The sequence below is a fragment of the Mesorhizobium sp. BR1-1-4 genome (assembly GCF_020165375.1).
Taxonomy (GTDB): domain Bacteria; phylum Pseudomonadota; class Alphaproteobacteria; order Rhizobiales; family Rhizobiaceae; genus Mesorhizobium; species Mesorhizobium australicum.
Window position 1 is genome coordinate 61,889 of sequence record NZ_JAIUIB010000003.1, and the last position, 19,247, is coordinate 81,135.

General features: G+C 63.0%; 16 protein-coding genes. 10 read left to right on the plus strand and 6 right to left on the minus strand.

The window, feature by feature from the left end:
- The first annotated feature begins 195 nt into the window (after positions 1–195).
- From LB571_RS06640 to LB571_RS06675, 8 genes are all read left to right on the plus strand, one after another.
- Complete coding sequence (locus tag LB571_RS06640; protein ID WP_224593174.1) at positions 196–3,690, plus strand: indolepyruvate ferredoxin oxidoreductase family protein; 3,495 nt, start codon at positions 196–198, stop codon at positions 3,688–3,690.
- Between the two features lie 137 nt (positions 3,691–3,827).
- Positions 3,828–6,143 carry a putative bifunctional diguanylate cyclase/phosphodiesterase gene (locus LB571_RS06645; RefSeq protein ID WP_015314282.1) on the plus strand — a complete coding sequence of 772 codons (2,316 nt, stop codon included), beginning with the start codon at positions 3,828–3,830 and terminating at the stop codon, positions 6,141–6,143.
- Positions 6,144–6,526: 383 nt separating this feature from the next.
- Entirely contained in the window at positions 6,527–7,288 is a 762-nt protein-coding gene (locus tag LB571_RS06650) for an N-acyl amino acid synthase FeeM domain-containing protein (RefSeq protein ID WP_140660059.1), read from the plus strand.
- Positions 7,289–7,431: 143 nt separating this feature from the next.
- Entirely contained in the window at positions 7,432–7,581 is a 150-nt protein-coding gene (locus tag LB571_RS06655; RefSeq protein WP_015314280.1) for a DUF3096 domain-containing protein, read from the plus strand.
- Between the two features lie 144 nt (positions 7,582–7,725).
- Positions 7,726–7,950, plus strand: a complete 225-nt coding sequence (locus tag LB571_RS06660; RefSeq protein WP_015314279.1) for an aa3-type cytochrome c oxidase subunit IV — start codon at positions 7,726–7,728, stop codon at positions 7,948–7,950.
- An 87-nt stretch (positions 7,951–8,037) separates the two neighbouring features.
- Positions 8,038–9,312: a Re/Si-specific NAD(P)(+) transhydrogenase subunit alpha gene (locus LB571_RS06665; RefSeq protein WP_224593176.1), complete on the plus strand. Its 1,275-nt coding sequence runs from the start codon at positions 8,038–8,040 to the stop codon at positions 9,310–9,312.
- On the plus strand, positions 9,312–9,737 hold the full coding sequence (locus LB571_RS06670; RefSeq protein WP_140660057.1) for an NAD(P) transhydrogenase subunit alpha: 426 nt from the start codon (positions 9,312–9,314) through the stop codon (positions 9,735–9,737). Before LB571_RS06665 ends, LB571_RS06670 begins: the two co-directional genes overlap by 1 nt.
- Before the next feature lies 1 nt (position 9,738).
- Positions 9,739–11,136 (plus strand): NAD(P)(+) transhydrogenase (Re/Si-specific) subunit beta, encoded by a 1,398-nt coding sequence (locus LB571_RS06675; protein WP_015314276.1) that lies wholly within the window; start codon positions 9,739–9,741, stop codon positions 11,134–11,136.
- Positions 11,137–11,210: 74 nt separating this feature from the next.
- Here LB571_RS06675 and LB571_RS06680 read toward each other — a convergent pair whose 3' ends face one another.
- From LB571_RS06680 to LB571_RS06695, 4 genes are all read right to left on the minus strand, one after another.
- Positions 11,211–12,128: a membrane protein gene (locus tag LB571_RS06680; RefSeq protein ID WP_015314275.1), complete on the minus strand. Its 918-nt coding sequence runs from the start codon at positions 12,126–12,128 to the stop codon at positions 11,211–11,213.
- A gap of 216 nt (positions 12,129–12,344) precedes the next feature.
- Positions 12,345–14,816: a DNA topoisomerase (ATP-hydrolyzing) subunit B gene (gyrB, locus tag LB571_RS06685; RefSeq protein ID WP_224593179.1), complete on the minus strand. Its 2,472-nt coding sequence runs from the start codon at positions 14,814–14,816 to the stop codon at positions 12,345–12,347.
- Between the two features lie 167 nt (positions 14,817–14,983).
- Entirely contained in the window at positions 14,984–15,268 is a 285-nt protein-coding gene (locus LB571_RS06690; protein ID WP_224593182.1) for a hypothetical protein, read from the minus strand.
- 44 nt (positions 15,269–15,312) lie between these two features.
- A complete protein-coding gene (locus tag LB571_RS06695) occupies positions 15,313–15,882 on the minus strand; it encodes an NADPH-dependent FMN reductase (protein WP_140875731.1) in 570 nt (189 codons plus the stop codon).
- A gap of 212 nt (positions 15,883–16,094) precedes the next feature.
- On the opposite strand from LB571_RS06695, the gene LB571_RS06700 reads away from it, so the two are divergent.
- On the plus strand, positions 16,095–17,468 hold the full coding sequence (locus LB571_RS06700; RefSeq protein WP_140875729.1) for a cytochrome P450: 1,374 nt from the start codon (positions 16,095–16,097) through the stop codon (positions 17,466–17,468).
- A gap of 13 nt (positions 17,469–17,481) precedes the next feature.
- Here LB571_RS06700 and LB571_RS06705 read toward each other — a convergent pair whose 3' ends face one another.
- Together LB571_RS06705 and LB571_RS06710 are read right to left on the minus strand one after the other, a co-directional pair.
- On the minus strand, positions 17,482–18,459 hold the full coding sequence (locus LB571_RS06705) for a complex I NDUFA9 subunit family protein (RefSeq protein WP_140875727.1): 978 nt from the start codon (positions 18,457–18,459) through the stop codon (positions 17,482–17,484).
- A gap of 268 nt (positions 18,460–18,727) precedes the next feature.
- Positions 18,728–19,009: a hypothetical protein gene (locus tag LB571_RS06710; protein ID WP_015314270.1), complete on the minus strand. Its 282-nt coding sequence runs from the start codon at positions 19,007–19,009 to the stop codon at positions 18,728–18,730.
- Here LB571_RS06710 and LB571_RS06715 point away from each other — a divergent pair.
- Positions 19,008–19,229 (plus strand): hypothetical protein, encoded by a 222-nt coding sequence (locus LB571_RS06715; RefSeq protein ID WP_224593185.1) that lies wholly within the window; start codon positions 19,008–19,010, stop codon positions 19,227–19,229. The genes LB571_RS06710 and LB571_RS06715 overlap by 2 nt on opposite strands.
- Positions 19,230–19,247 lie beyond the last annotated feature (18 nt).

The window sequence follows — 19,247 nt, forward strand, 5'->3', positions numbered from 1 at the left end:
CGGCTGGAATTTTCGTATGCCATCGCGCTGTCGGCGCACCGTTTCATGCGTGATCCAGCGCCCGCCGAACTGCTTGTCGCGCGTTGGCCGGTCCTTTCGATTTTGTTTGACCTGCCTTGCAAGGGGAGAAAGGATGCGTCATCCGATCCCGACGTTGGCTGCTGCCCCGCGCGGCCTTCGCAGAGGAAATGCCTGATGACGCTGCACGATGTCGCGCTCGACGACAAGTTTGATCTTGGAAAGGAGCGCATCTTCCTGTCCGGCGCGCAGGCGGTCATCCGCATGCTCCTGATGCAGCGCGAGCGCGACCGCCGCGCCGGCCTGAACACGGCAGGCTTCGTCTCCGGCTATCGGGGCTCGCCGCTCGGTGGCCTCGACATGCAGCTGTGGAAGGCGAAAAAGCAGCTCGCCGGGGCCGACATCGTTTTCCAGCCCGGCCTCAACGAAGAGCTGGCCGCCACCGCCTGCTGGGGCTCGCAGCAGACGGAACTGCTGGGCGAGGGCACCCATGATGGCGTTTTTTCGATCTGGTACGGCAAGGGGCCGGGCGTCGATCGTTCGGGCGACGTGTTCCGCCACGCCAATCTCGCCGGCTCGTCCAGACATGGCGGCGTCCTTGCGCTCATGGGTGACGACCACATGGCCGAATCCTCGACCAATGCGCACGCCACGGAATTCCTCTTCGTCGACACCATGGTGCCGATCCTCAACCCGGCCGGTGTCCAGGAGATCATCGACTACGGCCTGTACGGCTTTGCCATGTCGCGCTTCGCCGGCACCTGGGCGGCGATCAAATGCGTCAAGGACAACATCGAATCGACGGCTTCGGTCGACGCCTCGCTCGAACGGTTGAACATCGTCGTCCCGGATTTCGACATGCCGCCGGGCGGCCTCAACATCCGCCACGAGATCGACATGCTCGGCCAGGAAGAACGGCTGCATGAGCACAAGCGTGCCGCTGCCTCCGCCTTCATCCATGCCAATGGGCTGAACAGGCTCGTCTATTCGGGCGGCCACAATCCGAAACTCGGCATCATCACGCTGGGCAAGAGCTATCTCGATGTCCGTCAGGCGCTGGAGGATATCGGCATCGACGAGGCGGCCGCCAACCGCATCGGCGTGCGGCTGTTCAAGGTCGGCTGCCCCTGGCCGCTCGACCTGCAGCACATCGCCGACTTCGCGCGCGGTCTCGACACCATCGTCGTCGTCGAGGAGAAACGCTCGCTGATCGAGGTGCAACTGCGCGAAAGCCTTTACGGCACGGCCTCGCAGCCGGTCATCGTCGGCAAGAAGGACGAGCGCGGCGACTGGCTGTTTCCGGCCAAGGGGGCGCTCGACCCCAACGAGATCGCCATTGCGCTCGGCGAGAGAATCCTCAAGACCATCGGCCCATCCGAAGAGATTTCGGCCAGGGTAGCCAAGCTACGCCAGTTCCAGGCGATGCTGGCCGATGCCACCGACATCGGCTCGCGCACACCCTTCTTCTGTTCGGGCTGTCCGCACAATTCCTCGACCAAGGTGCCTGACGGCTCGATCGCCGCTGCTGGCATCGGCTGTCACTTCATGGCGCTGTGGATGGATCGCAACACAGTTGGCTTTACCGCCATGGGCGGCGAGGGGGCGCAATGGGTCGGCCAGGCGCCGTTCTCCAGGCGCGACCACATCTTCCAGAACCTCGGCGACGGCACCTACAATCATTCCGGCACGCTGGCGATCCGCTTCGCCCTCTCGAGCGAGGCCAACATCACCTACAAAATCCTCTACAACGACGCCGTCGCCATGACTGGGGGCCAGCCGCATGAGGGCGGGCTGACGGTGGACATGATCGCCAGGCAGGTGCGGGCAGAGGGCGTCGACCGCATTGCCATCGTCACCGACGAACCCGACAAATATGCCGGGAAGGCCGAATTCCCGGCCGGCGCCACTATCCACCACCGCGAGGACCTCGACCTCGTCCAGCGCGAGCTGCGCGACGTCAAGGGCGTATCGATCCTGCTCTACGACCAGACCTGCGCCGCCGAAAAGCGCCGTCGTCGCAAGCGCGGCACCTTTCCCGATCCCGACAAGCGCGTCTTCATCAACGAACTGGTCTGCGAAGGCTGCGGCGATTGCGGCGTGCAATCGAACTGCGTCTCGATCCAGCCGGTCGAAACCGAATTCGGCCGCAAGCGCAAGATCGACCAGTCGAGCTGCAACAAGGATTTCTCCTGCGTCAACGGTTTCTGCCCGTCCTTCGTCACCGTGCACGGTGCCAAGATCCGCAAGGCCGAGGGCCTGGCCGGCGGGACCGACCCGCTTGAAGGCGTGCCCATGCCAGCCGAATTCCCGCTCGGCGTCGAGGGCTGGGCGGCGATCATCGACGGCGTCGGCGGCACCGGCGTCGTCACCGTCGGTGCCGTGCTCGGCATGGCGGCGCATCTGGAGGACAAGGGTTGCGGCATGATCGACATGGCCGGCCTCGCCCAGAAGGGTGGCTCGGTGTTCACCCATGTCCGCATCGCCCGCACACCGGAAGACATCAATGCCATCCGCGTTTCGGCGGGGAAGGCCGACCTCGTGCTCGGCTGCGATCTGGTCGTGTCAGGCGCCAAGAAAGTGCTGACGGCGGTGCGCGAGGGGCATACGATCTTCCTCGCCAACACCGCCGAGATCATGCCGGGCGAATTTGCTCGATCGGCCGATTTCTCGCTGCCGATCGAGCGCCTGAAGAAGGCGATCCGCTCAGCGGCCGGTGACGACAAGGCGCATTTCTTCGACGCCACCCGCACCGCCACAGCCCTGTTCGGCAATTCGCTGGGCGCCAACATGTTCATGCTCGGCTTTGCCTTCCAGTACGGCGGTCTGCCGCTCTCGGCCGAAGCCGTCGAAAAGGCCATTGAATTGAATGGCGAAGCGGTGGCGATGAACATCGCTGCTTTCCGCTGGGGCCGCCGCGCCGCGCATCAGCCGGATTTCGTGCGCGGCCTCATCGCCCAGCCGTCCGCAACCCTCGGCGACAAGGCCGGACAGGCCGGTCCGGTCGCTGAGACACTGGACGATATCATCGCCCGCCGTGTTGCCTTCCTCACGGCCTATCAGAACGCTGCTTACGGCAAGCGCTACGCCGATAGGATATCGACGCTGCGAGGGTCAGAAACGAAGGCCGTGCCGGGCTCGACCGACGTGACCGAAGCTGCCGCCAAAAGCCTGTTCAAGCTGATGGCGATCAAGGACGAATACGAGGTTGCGCGGCTCTATACCGACGGCTCCTTCGCCGCCGCGCTTGGCATGCAGTTCCAGAGCTACGAGAAACTTGAATTCCATCTCGCCCCGCCGATCATGGGACGTCGCGGCAATGACGGCAAACCCAGGAAATCGAGCTTCGGCCCTTGGATGATGAAAGGCTTTCGCCTGCTGGCTGCCATGAAGGGCCTGCGCGGCACGGCCTTCGACCTGTTCGGCTACACCGCCGAGCGGCGCATGGAGCGGCAATTGCTGGCGCAGTACGAGGCCGATCTACAGCTCGTGGCCAGTTCGCTGGCGCCGGGCAAGATCGAGGCCGCGGTAGCCCTGGTCTCGGTCCCGGCGCTGATCCGCGGCTATGGCCACGTCCGGCAGGCAAGCGCCGAAAAGGCGGCGGGCGAGCGCTCCAGACTGCTCCAGCGACTGATCCAAGTCATGCCGGTACCGGTTCTCAGTGCCGCTGAGTGATTTCTCACCCATGCCCGAAGCCTGCTGCAAGGTCCTCTTGCCGAGGCGGGCCGACCGAAGCCGTAGCTTAAGCCCCTCTGTCTAAGCCTTTCTTAAGGCGGTTGTGGCATGACAAGGCTTAGCGTTGGGCCGATCATATGGGCAAAACAAAGACCGAAAGCATCCCCGCGGATGTCTATATCCAATTTGTGCGGTCGTTGTTCGACAACGCGCACATGTTGGTGATCGGTGGCGCGTGCTACTGGATCCTCGGATTCATGATTTATCTGCGCACGCAAAATCCGTTGTTTCTGGCCTTTTCTTTTATTCTACTGCCGATCAGCCTTCTGCGTTATTTCGGTATTCGCAGCTTCCTGAAGACGGGGGGCGTGATTGCCGACGTCGAACACGCACACCGATTGGAGCGCAGTTACATCCTCAAGGGCTGCTTGCAGGGCCTCGGATTGGGTGCGCTGTGCTTCGTGTCGATCTATGTGTATCCCGACCCATTCGCCGAACTGGCGGCAATGTCGCTGACCCTGGCGACCCTGGTCACGGTTGTCGCCCGTAATTACGGGTCTCCGCGCATGGTGCGGATTTTTTCTGTAACCTTCATTGGTCCGGCGGCGCTTGCGCTCCTGCTGCGTCTGGATGCCCCGTCCGTCGTCCTTGGTCTGATGATCTTCCCGATGACGTTCATTACCATCAACAGCGCCGACCATGTTCGCAATGTGCTGTTTTCGGCGGTCATCGGCCACAAGCAGGCGAAAAGCATAACGCGCAAGTTCGACCGCGCGCTCAACACCATGTCGCACGGCCTGGTCATGCTCGGCCCTGATGGGCGCGTCGCGGTCGCCAATGCCGAGGCCGCCCACCTGATGTCGCTGAAATCGGCCGACGCGCTGCTCGGGCGCTCCATCCACGGGCTTCTGATGCGCGGCGTCGCCGGCGGCATGCTGGCGCCGAAGGACTGCCGCTACGTCGAGGCGCAGCTGACGCGCGCGCTGCGCGAGGGCAGGGACCGCAAGGTGCTTGTTTCGCTCGCCAACGGCCAGCATTACGAATTCTCCGCGCGTGAAGGCAGCCAGGAACTCGGCGTGATCACCTTCGAGGATGTCACGGCGCGCGTCGAAGCGGAGGAAAAGATCCGCTTCATGGCGCGCTACGACAATCTCACCGGCCTTCCCAACCGCGCCTATTTCCACGAACTGGTCGGCGAGCTGATGGCCTCCGGCGACCGGGATCGCCTGTGCGGCCTCGCCGTGATCGACCTCGACGATTTCAAGAGCGTCAATGACACGCTCGGCCATCCCGTCGGCGACGGGCTGATCTACGCCGTGGCGGACCGGCTGGCGGCCATCGCCGGGCAAGGCCTTACCGTCAGTCGCTTCGGTGGCGACGAGTTCATGCTGTTCTTCGACCGCATCGATGACGAAAGCCACCTGGAGAGCCTGCTCGACCAGATTTTCGCCGAGCTGCAGGGAGAGGTCGACGTGGCGGGCCACGGGTTGCGGATCCAGGCCAGCGCCGGCGCGGTGCTGTCCAAGGTCGGCGGAACCGATGTCGACGCCATGATCGTCAAGGCGGACCTGGCGCTCTACAAGGCCAAGGAACTTGGCAAGAACGGGTGGCGGCTGTTCGAGGCGGCGATGGATGCCGCATTCCGCAATCGCCAGCTGATGAAGGCGGATCTGCGCAGCGCCGTGGAAGGCAGGGAACTGCGGGTCGTCTACCAGCCCATCGTGGCGATGAACACCATGCGCATCGCCAGCTGCGAGGCGCTCTGCCGTTGGGACCATCCCGATCTCGGACCGATTTCGCCCGGCATCTTCATTCCGCTGGCCGAGGAGATGGGCATCATTTCCGAGATCAGCACCTTTGTGCTGCATGCAGCTTGCACCGAATGCGCCAAATGGCCTGACCAGACCAGCGTCTCGGTCAATCTCTCGGCGAGGGATTTCCGCAGCCGCGACGTCATCCAAAAGGTGCGCGATGCGTTGGCTAACTCCGGCCTCGATGCTAGCCGCCTGGAGATCGAAGTCACGGAAACCGCGCTGCTCGACGACAAATCCCTGACCCGCCAGTATATCGAGGAACTGAAGCAGCTTGGCGTCCGCATCGCCCTCGACGATTTCGGCACCGGCTATTCAAGCCTGAGCTATCTGCACAAGCTTCCGCTCGACAAGATCAAGATCGACCGGTCGTTCGTTATGGATGTTACCCACAATCCACGCTCGCTCGAGCTGTTGAAGGGTGTCGTCGACCTGACCCGTGTCCTGGGGCTCACCGTCACCATCGAAGGCGTGGAAACATTCGAGCAGCTTAAGGTCCTCATGCATTCGGTGAAGCCGGATCTTGTCCAGGGCTTCCTGTTCGGCGCGGCGCTCAGCGCGTCGGGCATCGAGACGATGTCGAACGTCACCTGGCCGTTTGCCGCGGATCTGCGTCTCGCCGCAAAGCGCACAGTCGGCTAGCTTTCGTCCTCGCCGAATTGATAATACGCGTTGCTTGGATCGTGCGGCAGGTACGAACCACAATATTCGGTTGATCGCGAAAAAACCCAAGCAAAGCGTGCAGTAGTTTTGGCCGAATTTGAAGAAGCGAAAGATTTGACCGGATCGACGCATCTGTCGAAGCGGAACGCTCCAGTGCTTTTCGCGCCCGAGTCTGCAGCGCGCCCTTCATGAGAATGAAGGCTTGAACTAGAACGTCCAGGCTGTCCCTTCAGCAACCACTCCGCAGCCATAGATCTCCAGCTGTTAAGGTTAACAAGTGGTAAACCAGTGGGATCCAATTTTCGGCTTGTGTCTCATTTCAACTCGAATAGCCTGTTCACGGCGGATACGAGGACTTGAGAATGGATGCTGCGAGAAACGATGCGCGGGCTGGCGCCAGCTCCAATGCTGGGTCGGCGCTGAACCAGTCGATCATGCAATTGCTGGAGCATGTCGACTACCGTCTCATCACTGGAGGCGAGGATCTGGAGGCGATCTACCGCCTTCGCTATCAATCCTACCTGCAATCGGGCATGTGCGGCCCGATCGCCAGTGGGATGTTCGAGGATCGCTGGGACAATCTGCCGAATTCCTATCGGTTCGGCGTCTATTTCGATGGACACCTGGTCAGCACGTTACGGCTTCACTACATTTCCAGAGAGCACCCTCATTCGCCGTCCGTTGATGCCTATCCCGAAATATTGGCCGAGCGGCTTGCCCGCGGAGAGACGTTCATCGACGGGACTCGTTTCGCAACCGATGCCGACAGTGCGCCCGCGCCCGGAGTTCTGCCTTTTCTGACGCTCAGGCTTGGCATGGTGGCCGCTTCTTACTTTGGGCTTACCGCAGTGCTAACGCCGGTCAAGATCGAGCACTCCGCTTACTATGCTCGTATCTTTCATGCCGTTCAGAGGACAGAGGGCAAGGTGTTCCCGGGTGTCCTCGCGCCGATCGCTCTGTTCGAAATCCCGTGCGGCGAAAACTTGCGCCAGACACTCGAACGGTTCCCGTTCTTTAAGTCGACAGCCGTGGAACAGCGGATGATGTTCGCCAATCCGGCCATCAACCGGCTGACGCCGCTGTCCATAGTGCCGACGGCGAAATACTACCGCGATGCTGCTTGAACGGGCGTCGTCCTTGCATCTGAACCTTCCCGCGGCTTCGCCGTTATAGGTAGCGGCATCACCATCGAGTATCGCCGCGATCCTGCCCAACCGGCATTTTGCCCCGGGCTCCTGTCGCATTGTTCGTGGGAAGGAATACGGTCATGACCATCCACTCGCTCGCGCTCACTCCGCTCATCTCGCTGATCGCCGGCGTGCTGATCCTGATCATGCCGCGGCTCCTGAACTACATCGTCGCGCTCTATCTGATTGTCGTTGGGCTGCTCGGGCTTTTTCCTCACCTTGCTGGCTGAGGCAAAAGCCATCCCCGCAGGCATCGGCCGCCAGTTTCAATTTTCCCTTGAGGGAGTTGTCGGCTGCGATGCGGCAATAGCGCCATTGCCCTGCGCCCAGCTTTTCGGTATGTGCCTGAAAGATGTCTTCGAAGGGGTATTCCTATGGCTGAGCACACGCCGAGCGGTCCTGTAGAACTGGGCGCGAAGATGGACTATGCCGAGCATGACCGCACCTATGCGGGCTTCCTGGCGCTGGCCAAATATGGCTCGCTCTTCTGCGGCGCGCTTCTCCTGGCGATGGCTTTCGGCTTCTTCGCGGGCGGCTTCTTCTCTGCGCTGATCCTGTTCGTGCTTATTCTGGCAGTCGGCGCCTTCATTCTGCGATAGACCTTCCAAAACCCTCTTGCGGTTGACGTCGCCGGATATCCCGGTCGACACTTCGCGCAGACAGGTTCCGGCCGAAAGGATCATGCGGTGGGACAGACGGTTTTCATCCCTCGTGAGCTCGACGCGAACGAGCCGCGTGTCGCGGCTTCGCCCGATACGGTGAAGCGGCTGACGGCCCTGGGTTTCGATGTGGTCGTCGAAGCCGGTGCCGGCACCGGCTCGCGTATCCCCGACGAAGAGTTTGCCAAGACGGGTGCTGTCATCGGCAAGGCCTCGGATGTCGCCAATGCCGATGTCGTGCTGAAGGTTCGCCGGCCAACGGATGCCGAGCTGAAGAGTTACAAATCCGGCGCCGCGGTGATCGCCATCATGGATCCCTACGGCAACGATGCGGCTGTCGCGGCCTTGGCCAAAGCCGGCGTCACCGCCTTCTCGATGGAGTTCATGCCGCGCATCACCCGCGCGCAATCGATGGACGTCCTGTCCAGCCAGGCCAATCTTGCCGGCTACCAGGCGGTGATCGACGGAGCCGCCGAATACGACCGGGCGCTGCCGATGATGATGACGGCGGCTGGCACGGTGCCGGCGGCCAAGGTCTTCATCATGGGCGTCGGCGTTGCCGGCCTGCAGGCGATCGCCACCGCGCGCCGTCTCGGCGCCGTCGTCACCGCCACCGACGTTCGGCCCGCCGCCAAGGAACAAGTCGCCTCGCTCGGCTCGAAGTTCCTCGCGGTCGAGGACGAGGAGTTCAAGGCCGCCGAGACGGCCGGCGGCTACGCCAAGGAAATGTCGAAGGAGTACCAGGCCAAGCAGGCGGCGCTGACCGCCGAACACATCGCCAAGCAGGACATCGTCATCACCACGGCGCTGATCCCCGGCCGGCCGGCGCCGAAGCTGGTGTCGGCGGCGATGGTCGCCTCGATGAAGCCGGGCTCGGTGATCATCGACCTCGCCGTCGAGCGTGGCGGCAATGTCGAGGGCGCCGAGGCCGGCAAGATCGTCACCACGGTCAACAATGTGAAGATCGTCGGTCATCTCAACGTGCCAGGTCGCATCGCGGCATCCGCCTCGCTGCTTTATGCCAGGAACCTGTTCGCCTTCGTCGAGACGCTCGTCGACAAGACGACCAAGACGCTTGCCATCAATCGCGACGACGATCTGGTCAAGGCAACCATGCTGACCGACGGCGGCAAGGTCGTTCATCCGGCCTTCGCCAAGGCCGACCAGCAGCCTTATGTCGAGCCGGCCGCGATCCCGGCCACGACCATGGTCGCCGATGCCACGGCCGCGCCCAGGAAGGCCGCGCCCGGGAAGCCCGCCGCATCCAAGTCACCCTCGCCGAAGCCGAAAGGGACCGCGTGATGGACCAGACCTTGCAGAAAGCCCTGGATCAGCTCGACCAGGCAAGCGCTGCCGTTCGGCTCGCGGTGCAGAACCTGGCCAATGCCCCAGGCGGTGCCGACGCGGCCGGTGATGCCGCGCATGCGCTCTCGGGCGGGGCCATCGATCCCTTCGTCTTCCGTTTCGCCATCTTCATCCTGGCGATCTTCGTCGGCTATTACGTCGTCTGGTCGGTGACCCCGGCACTGCACACGCCGCTGATGGCCGTCACCAACGCCATCTCGTCCGTCATCGTCGTCGGTGCGCTGCTCGCCGTCGGCATCGCGGCCTCCGGCGTCGCCGCCGGCTTCGGTTTCGTCGCGCTGATGCTGGTCTCGGTCAACATCTTCGGCGGCTTTCTCGTCACCCAGCGCATGCTGGCCATGTACAAGAAGAAGGACAAGTGACGTGACCGTCAATCTCGCCTCCTTCCTCTATCTGGTATCCGGCGTCCTGTTCATCATGGCGTTGCGCGGCCTCTCGCATCCGACCACCAGCCGGCAGGGCAATCTCTACGGCATGATCGGCATGGGCATCGCCATTGCCACCACGCTGGCGCTGGCAACCCCGTCCGCCGGTCGCTTCGGCCTGATCGTGCTTGGCCTCGCCATTGGCGGTGGCGTCGGCGCCGTCACCGCGCGCCGCATCGCCATGACCTCGATGCCGCAACTGGTCGCCGCCTTCCACTCGCTCGTCGGCCTTGCCGCCGTCATGGTGGCGGCCGCGGCCATCTATGCGCCGGAAAGCTTCGGCATCGGCACGGATGGCGACATCCATGCCCAGGCGCTGGTCGAGATGAGCCTTGGCGTCGCCATCGGCGCCATCACCTTCACCGGCTCAGTCATTGCCTTCCTGAAGCTCGACGGCCGCATGTCGGGCAAGCCGATCATGATCGGCGGCCGTCACGTCATCAACGCTGCCCTTGGCGTGGCCCTGATCGTGCTGATCGTGCTGCTGGTCACCACGGAATCGAAACTGGTGTTCTGGCTGATCGTTGCCGCCTCGCTGGTGCTCGGCGTGCTCCTGATCATCCCGATCGGTGGCGCCGACATGCCGGTGGTCGTATCGATGCTGAATTCCTATTCCGGCTGGGCGGCCGCCGCCCTTGGCTTCACGCTCGGCAATCTGGCGCTGATCATCACCGGCGCGCTGGTCGGCTCGTCGGGCGCGATCCTGTCCTACATCATGTGCAAGGGCATGAACCGAAGCTTCATCTCGGTCATCCTCGGCGGCTTCGGCGGCGAGACCGCCGCTGCGGCCGATGACGGCATCGAGCGCACCGTCAAGCAGGGTTCGGCCGACGATGCCGCCTACCTCATGATGAACGCGCAGAAGGTCATCATCGTGCCGGGTTACGGCATGGCGGTCGCCCAGGCGCAGCATGCGCTGCGTGAAATGGCCGACAAGCTCAAGGCCAACGGCGTCGACGTCAAATATGCCATCCACCCCGTCGCCGGCCGCATGCCCGGCCACATGAATGTGCTGCTCGCCGAAGCCAACGTGCCGTACGACGAAGTATTCGAGCTCGAGGACATCAACTCGGAGTTTGCCCAGGCCGACGTCGCCTACGTCATCGGCGCCAACGACGTCACCAACCCGTCCGCGCGCGACGACAAGTCGTCGCCCATCTACGGCATGCCGATCCTCGACGTCGACAAGGCCCGCACCTGCCTGTTCGTCAAGCGCTCGCTCGGGTCCGGCTATGCCGGCATCGACAACACGCTGTTCTACAAGGACGGCACCATGATGCTGCTCGGCGACGCCAAGAAGATGACCGAGGAAATCGTCAAGGCGATGGATCACTGACCGGTCGGTCTTGATCGTCGAATAGAAAGAGCCCGGTCGATGCCGGGCTCTGTAATTTTGGCGTGATGCTGCCTTCAGCCGTTGGTCAGGAACACCGCTTCCTCTTCATCGCGCTGCCTGCCGCCGAGCGCTGCGGCCGCACTGGCGATGAAGGCGCCGATGACCAGCGACAAGGCGCCGAGAAGCGCGAAAGTGGCGCTTGCTTTCCTTGCCGTGTCGGCCGCCTGCTTCGCCTTGACCTTTGCGTCCTGCGCCTTCGCCAGCACCGTGTCGACACGCGTCTTGGCATCAGCCTCGGAAAGGCCGGTGCGCGCGGCGACCAATTGCGCAAGATAGGTCTTGTCTTCCGCCGAAACCTCGCCGGCGACGGCGCCGGCAATCAGGATCCGCGAGGCCTGCCCGGCCGCGGCGGCTTCGTCGGCAGGATTGGCGGTGGCGAGCTTGGCCGGATCGGCAGGGCGGAACAGCGAATCCACCAGATAGGAGGTCGCATTGTCGGTCGATGCACCGCTGGCATTCGCCGAGGCGCCGGCCGACGCACCCATGGCGGCTCCCGAGGCCACGGTGGACGCGGCCTGCACACCTGAACCAATCGCGGCGGAAAGTGCCGAGCCAAGCACGCCGGCGACCAGCAAGGTGGCCAGCGCCCAGGCGAGAAAGCCGTGCGCAGTGTCACGGAAATAGACTTCGTCGGTGTGGATGCCGACCCATTTGGTCCGCAACCGGCCCGCAAGGTAGCCGCCTACACCGGCGGACAGCCACTGCACGATCACCAGCCAGACGGCGGTGGAAACCGCGAAGGTGGTGATTGACGCGCCAGAGCCCGACCATGGTGAAACCATGCTGAGCCCAAGGCCTGAGCCGAGCAGCATGAGGATGAACGTCAACGTCGAGGCCGCGAAAGCGCCGGCGATGATCGGTCCCCAGCTGACGGCGGTGGAGGACGATTCCGTGGAAGCGGATACGTCGACAGCCGATAGGGTGGACTGCATCGACGCCCCCTACCGTACGAACAGCATGATGAGGATGATGATCGGAATCGGAATGCCGAGCAACCAGAGTAGAATGCCGCGTCCCATGAAAAGCCTCCTGCAAGAAATTGTGATGGACACTGTCACAATGTCTTCGAAGGCCTTCTGTTCCGGCGCATCCTCATTATTGGCGCGGGCACGAGCTATGCCAATCTGTCAAAAAGGCTGTGCGAAACCTCAAATATCCAGGTTGGCGACCGACAGTGCGTTGTCCTGGATGAACTCGCGCCGAGGCTCCACCTCGTCACCCATCAGCCGCGAGAACAGGCTGTCGGCATCGGTCGCATCGTTGACCTTGACCTGCAGCAGCGAACGCACGTTCGGGTCAAGCGTGGTTTCCCAGAGCTGCTCGGCATTCATTTCGCCGAGACCCTTGTAGCGCTGCATGGTCAGCCCCTTGCGGCCGGTCGCAAAGACCGCGTTGAGCAGCGCCAGCGGTCCCGAGACTGTTTCGGACACCTCCTTGCGGCGCAGCACCGGCGGCGCCCCGTAGACTTCGCTGAGGCGCTGCGCGTAGCGATCGAGCTGGCGTGCGTCGGCGGAATTGATCAACGCCATGTCGAGATGGGCGTATTCCTTGACGCTGCGCACGGTGCGTTCGAAGACATAGCCGCCGATGCCCTCGTTCGAGGTCGACATGCGGCCGGTCCAGCCGCGCTCGGTGTCCTCGGCAATGATGTCAAGGCGTTGCGCGATCCGCTCCGCCATCGCGTTGGCGCGGCCAAGATCGGCGAAGATTTCGGGATTGAGCCCGCCGGCGATCGCCGCCTGCTCGACGACGTCGCGGTTATAGCGCGTGTGCAAGCCGTTGATGAGCTGGCGCACGGCAAGCGCATCGGCGACGGCGCCATGCAGATCCTGTCCGGTCCGCACTTGCCCTGAGCCGAGCGTAAGGGACGCTTCCTCCAACCCCGAATCGATCAGGAATTCTTCGAAGGCGCTCTCATTCTTGATGTATTGCGAGCTCTTGCCGCGCGTCACCTTGTAGAGCGGCGGCTGGGCGATGTAGAGGTGGCCGCGCTCGATCAGCTCCGGCATCTGCCGGAAGAAGAAAGTGAGCAGCAAGGTCCTGATATGGGCGCCGTCGACGTCCGCGTCGGTCATCAGGATGATCTTGTGGTAGCGCAGCTTGTCGGCGTTGAATTCGTCCTTGCCGATCGAGGTGCCGAGCGCGGTGATCAGCGTGCCGATCATGTCGGACGAGAGCATGCGGTCGAAGCGGGCCCGCTCGACATTGAGGATCTTGCCGCGCAGGGGAAGGATTGCCTGGTTTTGGCGCGAACGGCCGCCCTTCGCGGAGCCGCCGGCCGAGTCACCCTCGACGATGAAGATTTCGGACTTCGCCGGATCGCGTTCCTGGCAATCGGCCAGCTTGCCGGGCAGCGAGGTGACGCCCAGCGAGGTCTTGCGGGTGATGTCGCGAGCCTTGCGCGCCGCTTCACGCGCCGCCGCGGCCTGGATCACCTTGTCGACGACCACCTTGCCCTCGGTCGGATGCTCTTCGAGCCACGTGCCGAGCGCTTCGTTGACCAGTCCCTCGACCACGGGACGAACCTCCGACGAGACCAGCTTGTCCTTGGTCTGCGACGAGAATTTCGGATCGGGAACCTTGACCGACAGCACCGCCGTCAGGCCCTCGCGGCAATCGTCGCCGATCAGCGAGACCTTTTCCTTCTTGGTCAGCCCCGAAGATTCGCCATAGCCGGTGATCTGGCGGGTCAGTGCGCCGCGAAAACCGGCCAGATGGGTGCCGCCATCGCGCTGCGGGATGTTATTGGTGAAGGCCAGCACATTCTCGTGGTAACTGTCGTTCCACCACATCGCCACTTCCACGGTGATGCCGTCACGCTCGGCCCTGATGGAGATAGGCTTCCCGATCAGCGGTTTCTTGACCCGGTCGAGATATTTGACGAACTCTTCCAGGCCGCCATCATAGTGCAGTTCGTGCTTCACGACGTCGGCATGACGTGCGTCTGTCAGAACGATGCGCACGCCGGAGTTCAGGAAGGCGAGTTCGCGCAGCCGGTGCTCCAGCGTGCCGAAATCGAATTCGACCATGGTAAAGGTCTCGGACGACGGAAAGAAGGTGACCTCGGTGCCGCTGCGGCCCTCATTGGTGCCTGGGCGCTTGTCCTGCTCGTAGCTGCCGATCGCCTTCAGCGGCGCATCGGCATTGCCGTGGGTAAAGCTCATCTCGAAGACCTGGCCGTTGCGGCGGATCTTGAGCTTCAGCCAGGCCGACAGCGCGTTGACCACCGAGACGCCGACGCCATGCAGACCGCCAGACACCTTGTAGGAGTTCTGGTCGAACTTTCCGCCGGCATGCAGCTGCGTCATGATCACTTCGGCCGCCGAAATGCCTTCGCTGGGGTGAATGTCGGTTGGAATGCCACGGCCATTGTCGATAACCGTCACCGAACCGTCGGGATTGAGCGTCACCGAAACCAGGTCGGCATGGCCGGCCAGCGCCTCGTCGATGGCGTTGTCGACCACTTCGTAGACCATGTGATGCAGGCCCGAGCCGTCATCTGTATCGCCGATATACATGCCCGGCCGCTTGCGGACGGCGTCCAACCCCTTCAAAACCTTGATGGAATCGGCGCCGTATTCGGCTTCAGCGCCGTTTGTGTTCTCGGTCTGGTCGCTCATGAAAACCTGTTGTCTAGATGCCGCTTTTACAGCGCGAAAAATCGGCCCCGAATCGCGCTTCTGATATGGGGTAGATATAGGCGCTAAAGGCGGTTTTTCCAAGGTTTGCAGGCATTTCCGGCGCGAATGCCGAGCCGGCAGCCGGCTATTTTTTTCGGGCGTTGAATTTAGCCAGGAGGCCGCGCAAATATTTGACCGTGGATTTGTTCCTGGGCGCCAGCCGGCCCGTACGGTCGAGCTCGAGCGGAACCAAGTTTCTTCAGTGCCGCTTCCGTCGCTTCTTCGCCATGGGCTGGGTTGGCAAGCGGCCGGACCAGCCGGTAGTCATCATTGGCCATGGCCAATGCCACGCGCCGCTCGGCCGCCGCGATAGCGGTGGTCGCAAGCATCAGCAGCATGGCAAACAGCAAACGCAAGTCGAACCACCCCCGGCTCAGTCGTTTGCCGACCATTCCACCTCTTTATGGCGCAAGCAAGCCGCGCTGAGGCGGCTCTCTCAGGCGGCGCGCATCGGTTTCAACGCCTCGCTCCAGCGCAACAGTTCGTCCAGCATGGTCTTGGTCCCGCCCCGCACTTGCTCGCTGGCATCGAAGGCGCCGTTCTCGTCGAGCAATTTCTGGTACAGCGGCAGCGCGACACCTTCCGGGATAGGCATGATCCCGACCGAGGTCAGCAGCGGCTTCAGCGCCTGCGCCGCACGCAGGCCGCCGGAGACACCGCCATAGCTGAAGATCGCAGCGGGCTTGTATTTCCATTCGCGGGCGAGATAGTCGATCGCGTTGATGATCGCGGGTGCGGCGAAGTAATTGTATTCCGGCGCCACGAACACGAAGGCGTCAGCGGCATCCATCGCCTTCGACCAGGCCTTGGTGTGGTCGTTCTGATAATTGCCGAGCCTTGGATGATGCGGTTCATCCAGGACCGGCAGGTTGAACGCGGCTATGTCGGTCAGCACTGGCTCGAATTTTCCGTGTTCGCGTACGAACGTCTCCAGCCATTCGGCGAAAACCGGGCCAGCGCGGCCGGGCCGCGTGCTGCCGATGATGATGTTCAACTGGTGCTTCAAGGCAGGCTCCTTTGTCAGGCAGTATCTGTTGGTGACTGCCACTACGGCAGAGCGTTCCAGCAGGCAAGGTTGGATCCCTGAAGGAACGGTCACGATCGGATGAACAGACCGTCCGCCCTGGCGTTCCCGCCGTCATCGGTCCGGTTTGCCGTTCGGTGACATGGACGCCGGAGGTGGCAGCCACTACATTGATGGGAACAGCGGAGCACTTCATGGACACGCAGCCCGCCCCATTCGTTCCTCCCGCCCCGAAGCCGCGCACGTCGCCGCCTTCGACGCTGGAAATGATCCGCATCGTCTATCGCAACCCGCTCGAACTCTGGGGCGAGCCGACCTACAACGAACCCTGGATTTCTGCCAAGGGCGCTGGTGGGCCGCTGGTCATCGCCAATGATCCGGGCCTGATCCGCCATGTGCTGGTCGACAACGCCAAGAACTACAAGATGGCGACGGTGCGCCAGAAGATACTGAGGCCGATCCTGCGCGACGGCCTGCTGACGGCCGAGGGCGAGGTGTGGAAGCGGTCGCGCAAGGCAATGGCGCCGGTGTTCACGCCACGCCACATTTTCGGCTTCGCCCAGCCGATGCTGAAACGGACGCTGGAGTTCGTCACCCGTTACGAGGCCGGCGGCACGTCCGATATCGCCCATGACATGACGCTGCTCACCTATGACATCCTCGCCGAGACGCTGTTTTCCGGCGAGATCGCGGGCGAACCCGGCAGTTTCGCCAACGAGATCGACCGCCTGTTCGAAACCATGGGCCGCGTGGATCCGCTCGACCTGCTGCGCGCGCCCGACTGGCTGCCGCGGCTGACCCGTATCCGCGGCCGCAAGACCATGGCCTATTTCCGCAAGATCGTGACCGACACGGTCAAGATGCGCGAAGAGAAGTTCAGGCGCGACCCCGATGCCGTGCCGCAGGATTTCCTGACGCTGCTGCTCAAGGCCGAAGGCCCCGACGGACTGACGCGCCCGGAAGTCGAGGACAACATCATCACCTTCATCGGCGCCGGCCACGAGACCACGGCGCGCGCGCTCGGCTGGACGCTCTATTGCCTGGCCGAATCGCCCTGGGAGCGCGACCGGGTCGAACAGGAGATCGACCGGGTGCTGGCGCGCGAGCCCGATCCGGCGAAGTGGCTCGACGCCATGCCGCTGACACGCGCCGCTTTCGACGAGGCGCTTCGGCTCTACCCGCCGGCGCCATCGATCAATCGCGAGCCGATCGTTCCGGAAATGTGGAAGGATCTTTATATCCCCAAGCACGCCGCCGTGCTGGTGATGCCATGGGTCGTTCACCGCCACAGGAAGCTGTGGGACCGGCCCGACGCCTTCCTGCCCGAACGCTTCCATCCGGGAAACCGTGAAAAGATCGACCGCTTCCAATATCTGCCCTTCGGCGCCGGCCCGCGCGTCTGCATCGGCGCCAGCTTCGCCATGCAGGAGGCGATCATCGCGCTCGCCATCCTCTTGTCACGCTTCCGCTTCGACGCGACCGCTGAAACAAAACCCTGGCCGGTGCAGAAATTGACCACGCAGCCGCAAGGCGGTCTGCCGATGGGGGTCACGCCTCGCCCTCGCTGAGGGCCGACGCTTCTTATACCGCGGGCTTACGCTGCTGGAACTGGCCGGCGGCGCGGAAGCGCCAGAGGTAGCTCGGCAGGATCGTCGCGATTGATTGCGGCTGGATGCCGACCCCCGCCAGTGTCCGGTTGGCCTTGGCGGCTTCGTCCGAAACGATGTTGTGCTCGCGCAACTGCATCACCTGGTCCTTGGTCAGCAGCGGATTGGGCAACAGGCCGAGGATCGAGGCCTGGATGTTTGCCATCCACCACGGCACCGGCACCAGCAGGCGCTTGCGCTCGATAACCGTGAGCAGTTCCTGCATGCACTCCTTGAAGGTGAGCACGTTGGGGCCGCCGAGCTCGTAAACCTGGCCGCCATCGATCTTGCCGTCGACCGAACGCGCGACAGCCTCCGCCACGTCACCGACATAGACCGGCTGGAACTTGGTCTGGCCGCCGCCGATCAGCGGCAGCACCGGCGAATAACGCGCCATATTCGCGAACCGGTTGAAGAAGCTGTCCTCCGGCCCGAAATTGATCGACGGCCGCAAGATCACGGCATCGGCGATCGTCTCCAGCACGGCCTTTTCACCGAGCGCCTTGGTACGCGCATAATCCGATTCGGAATCCGGATCGGCGCCGAGCGCCGAAATATGGGTGAGCCCGGCGCCGACGGAGCGCGCCGCCTCGGCGATGGCGCGAGCACCGAATTCGTGCACGGCGGAGAATTTCTGCCGGCCGCTCTCATGCAGGATGGCGACGAGATTGACGACATGGTCGGCACCTTGCACGGCGCGGTCGACCGACCAGCGCACGCGCACATTGGCCTGCACCGGCTGGATCTGGCCGACATTGCCGAGCGGCTGCAAATGGCCGGCAAGGTCGGGCCGCCGGCAGGCGACCCTGATGCGATAGCCGCGCTTGGCTAGCGCCCGCACGACATGACGGCCGACAAAGCCTGATCCGCCAAAGACGACGACGAGCTTTGGGGTCTGCAGGATTTCGGTCATGGCGGGCTCCGGCGCGCGTTCCAGATGGCTTGGCTGAGCCGTTTCATAGTCCGTTTTGCGCCAAAGGCAAAGGGTGACGCGTCGTCGCGTCATTCTTGTTTTTCGCGCGATTCCAAGAAAAAGCAAGGCCCGGTATTCCTGCGACAAGCGCATCAATCATGTCTTGGCCCTGCGAGCGACAGACGCAGGAAACCCCGCCGAAGCGGGGTTTCCCGGATGACATCCATGAGGTGTCAGGGGCCGACGAGCGGCCTGACCTGAGACGGTATCAGGAGGGCGTGAAGCAAGTACGCCCACCCCAGCCCTGAACATCCGACATGGTGCCACCAACCTTCTTGCATGCGGCGACGAAATCGGCGCTGCAGTTGGCGAATTTCGCATGGCCGTTCTTGCAGTAGTGGTCCTCGGTGGCGCCGCCACCCGGCGCGGTAATGACGCCCGGGTTGGCCGGCTTGACCGGTGCGGCCTTCAAATTGGCAGCCTGCGTGGCGCCCATGAAGGAACCGAGCAGGAGGACGGCGGTCAGCATGGTGGTCTTGGTGTTGGTCATGATGATTTCCTTTGATTTGAGGTTGGGTTTCCGGGACGCGAAGGGCGATGCCTTTCACGCGAAGCAGACTTTCGATTTTGATTTTGCTGTTCCCCGGTCTGGATCGGGCAAGCTCACCTTGCCCTGGACAAACGTTGGTCGCCCGGGCGCTCAAAAAGGTTCAGGACGCGCGCGAAAAAAAACGCGCACAACCGCGCGTCAGGCGGGGGCGGCCAATTAACTTTTTGAAAAGAAACGA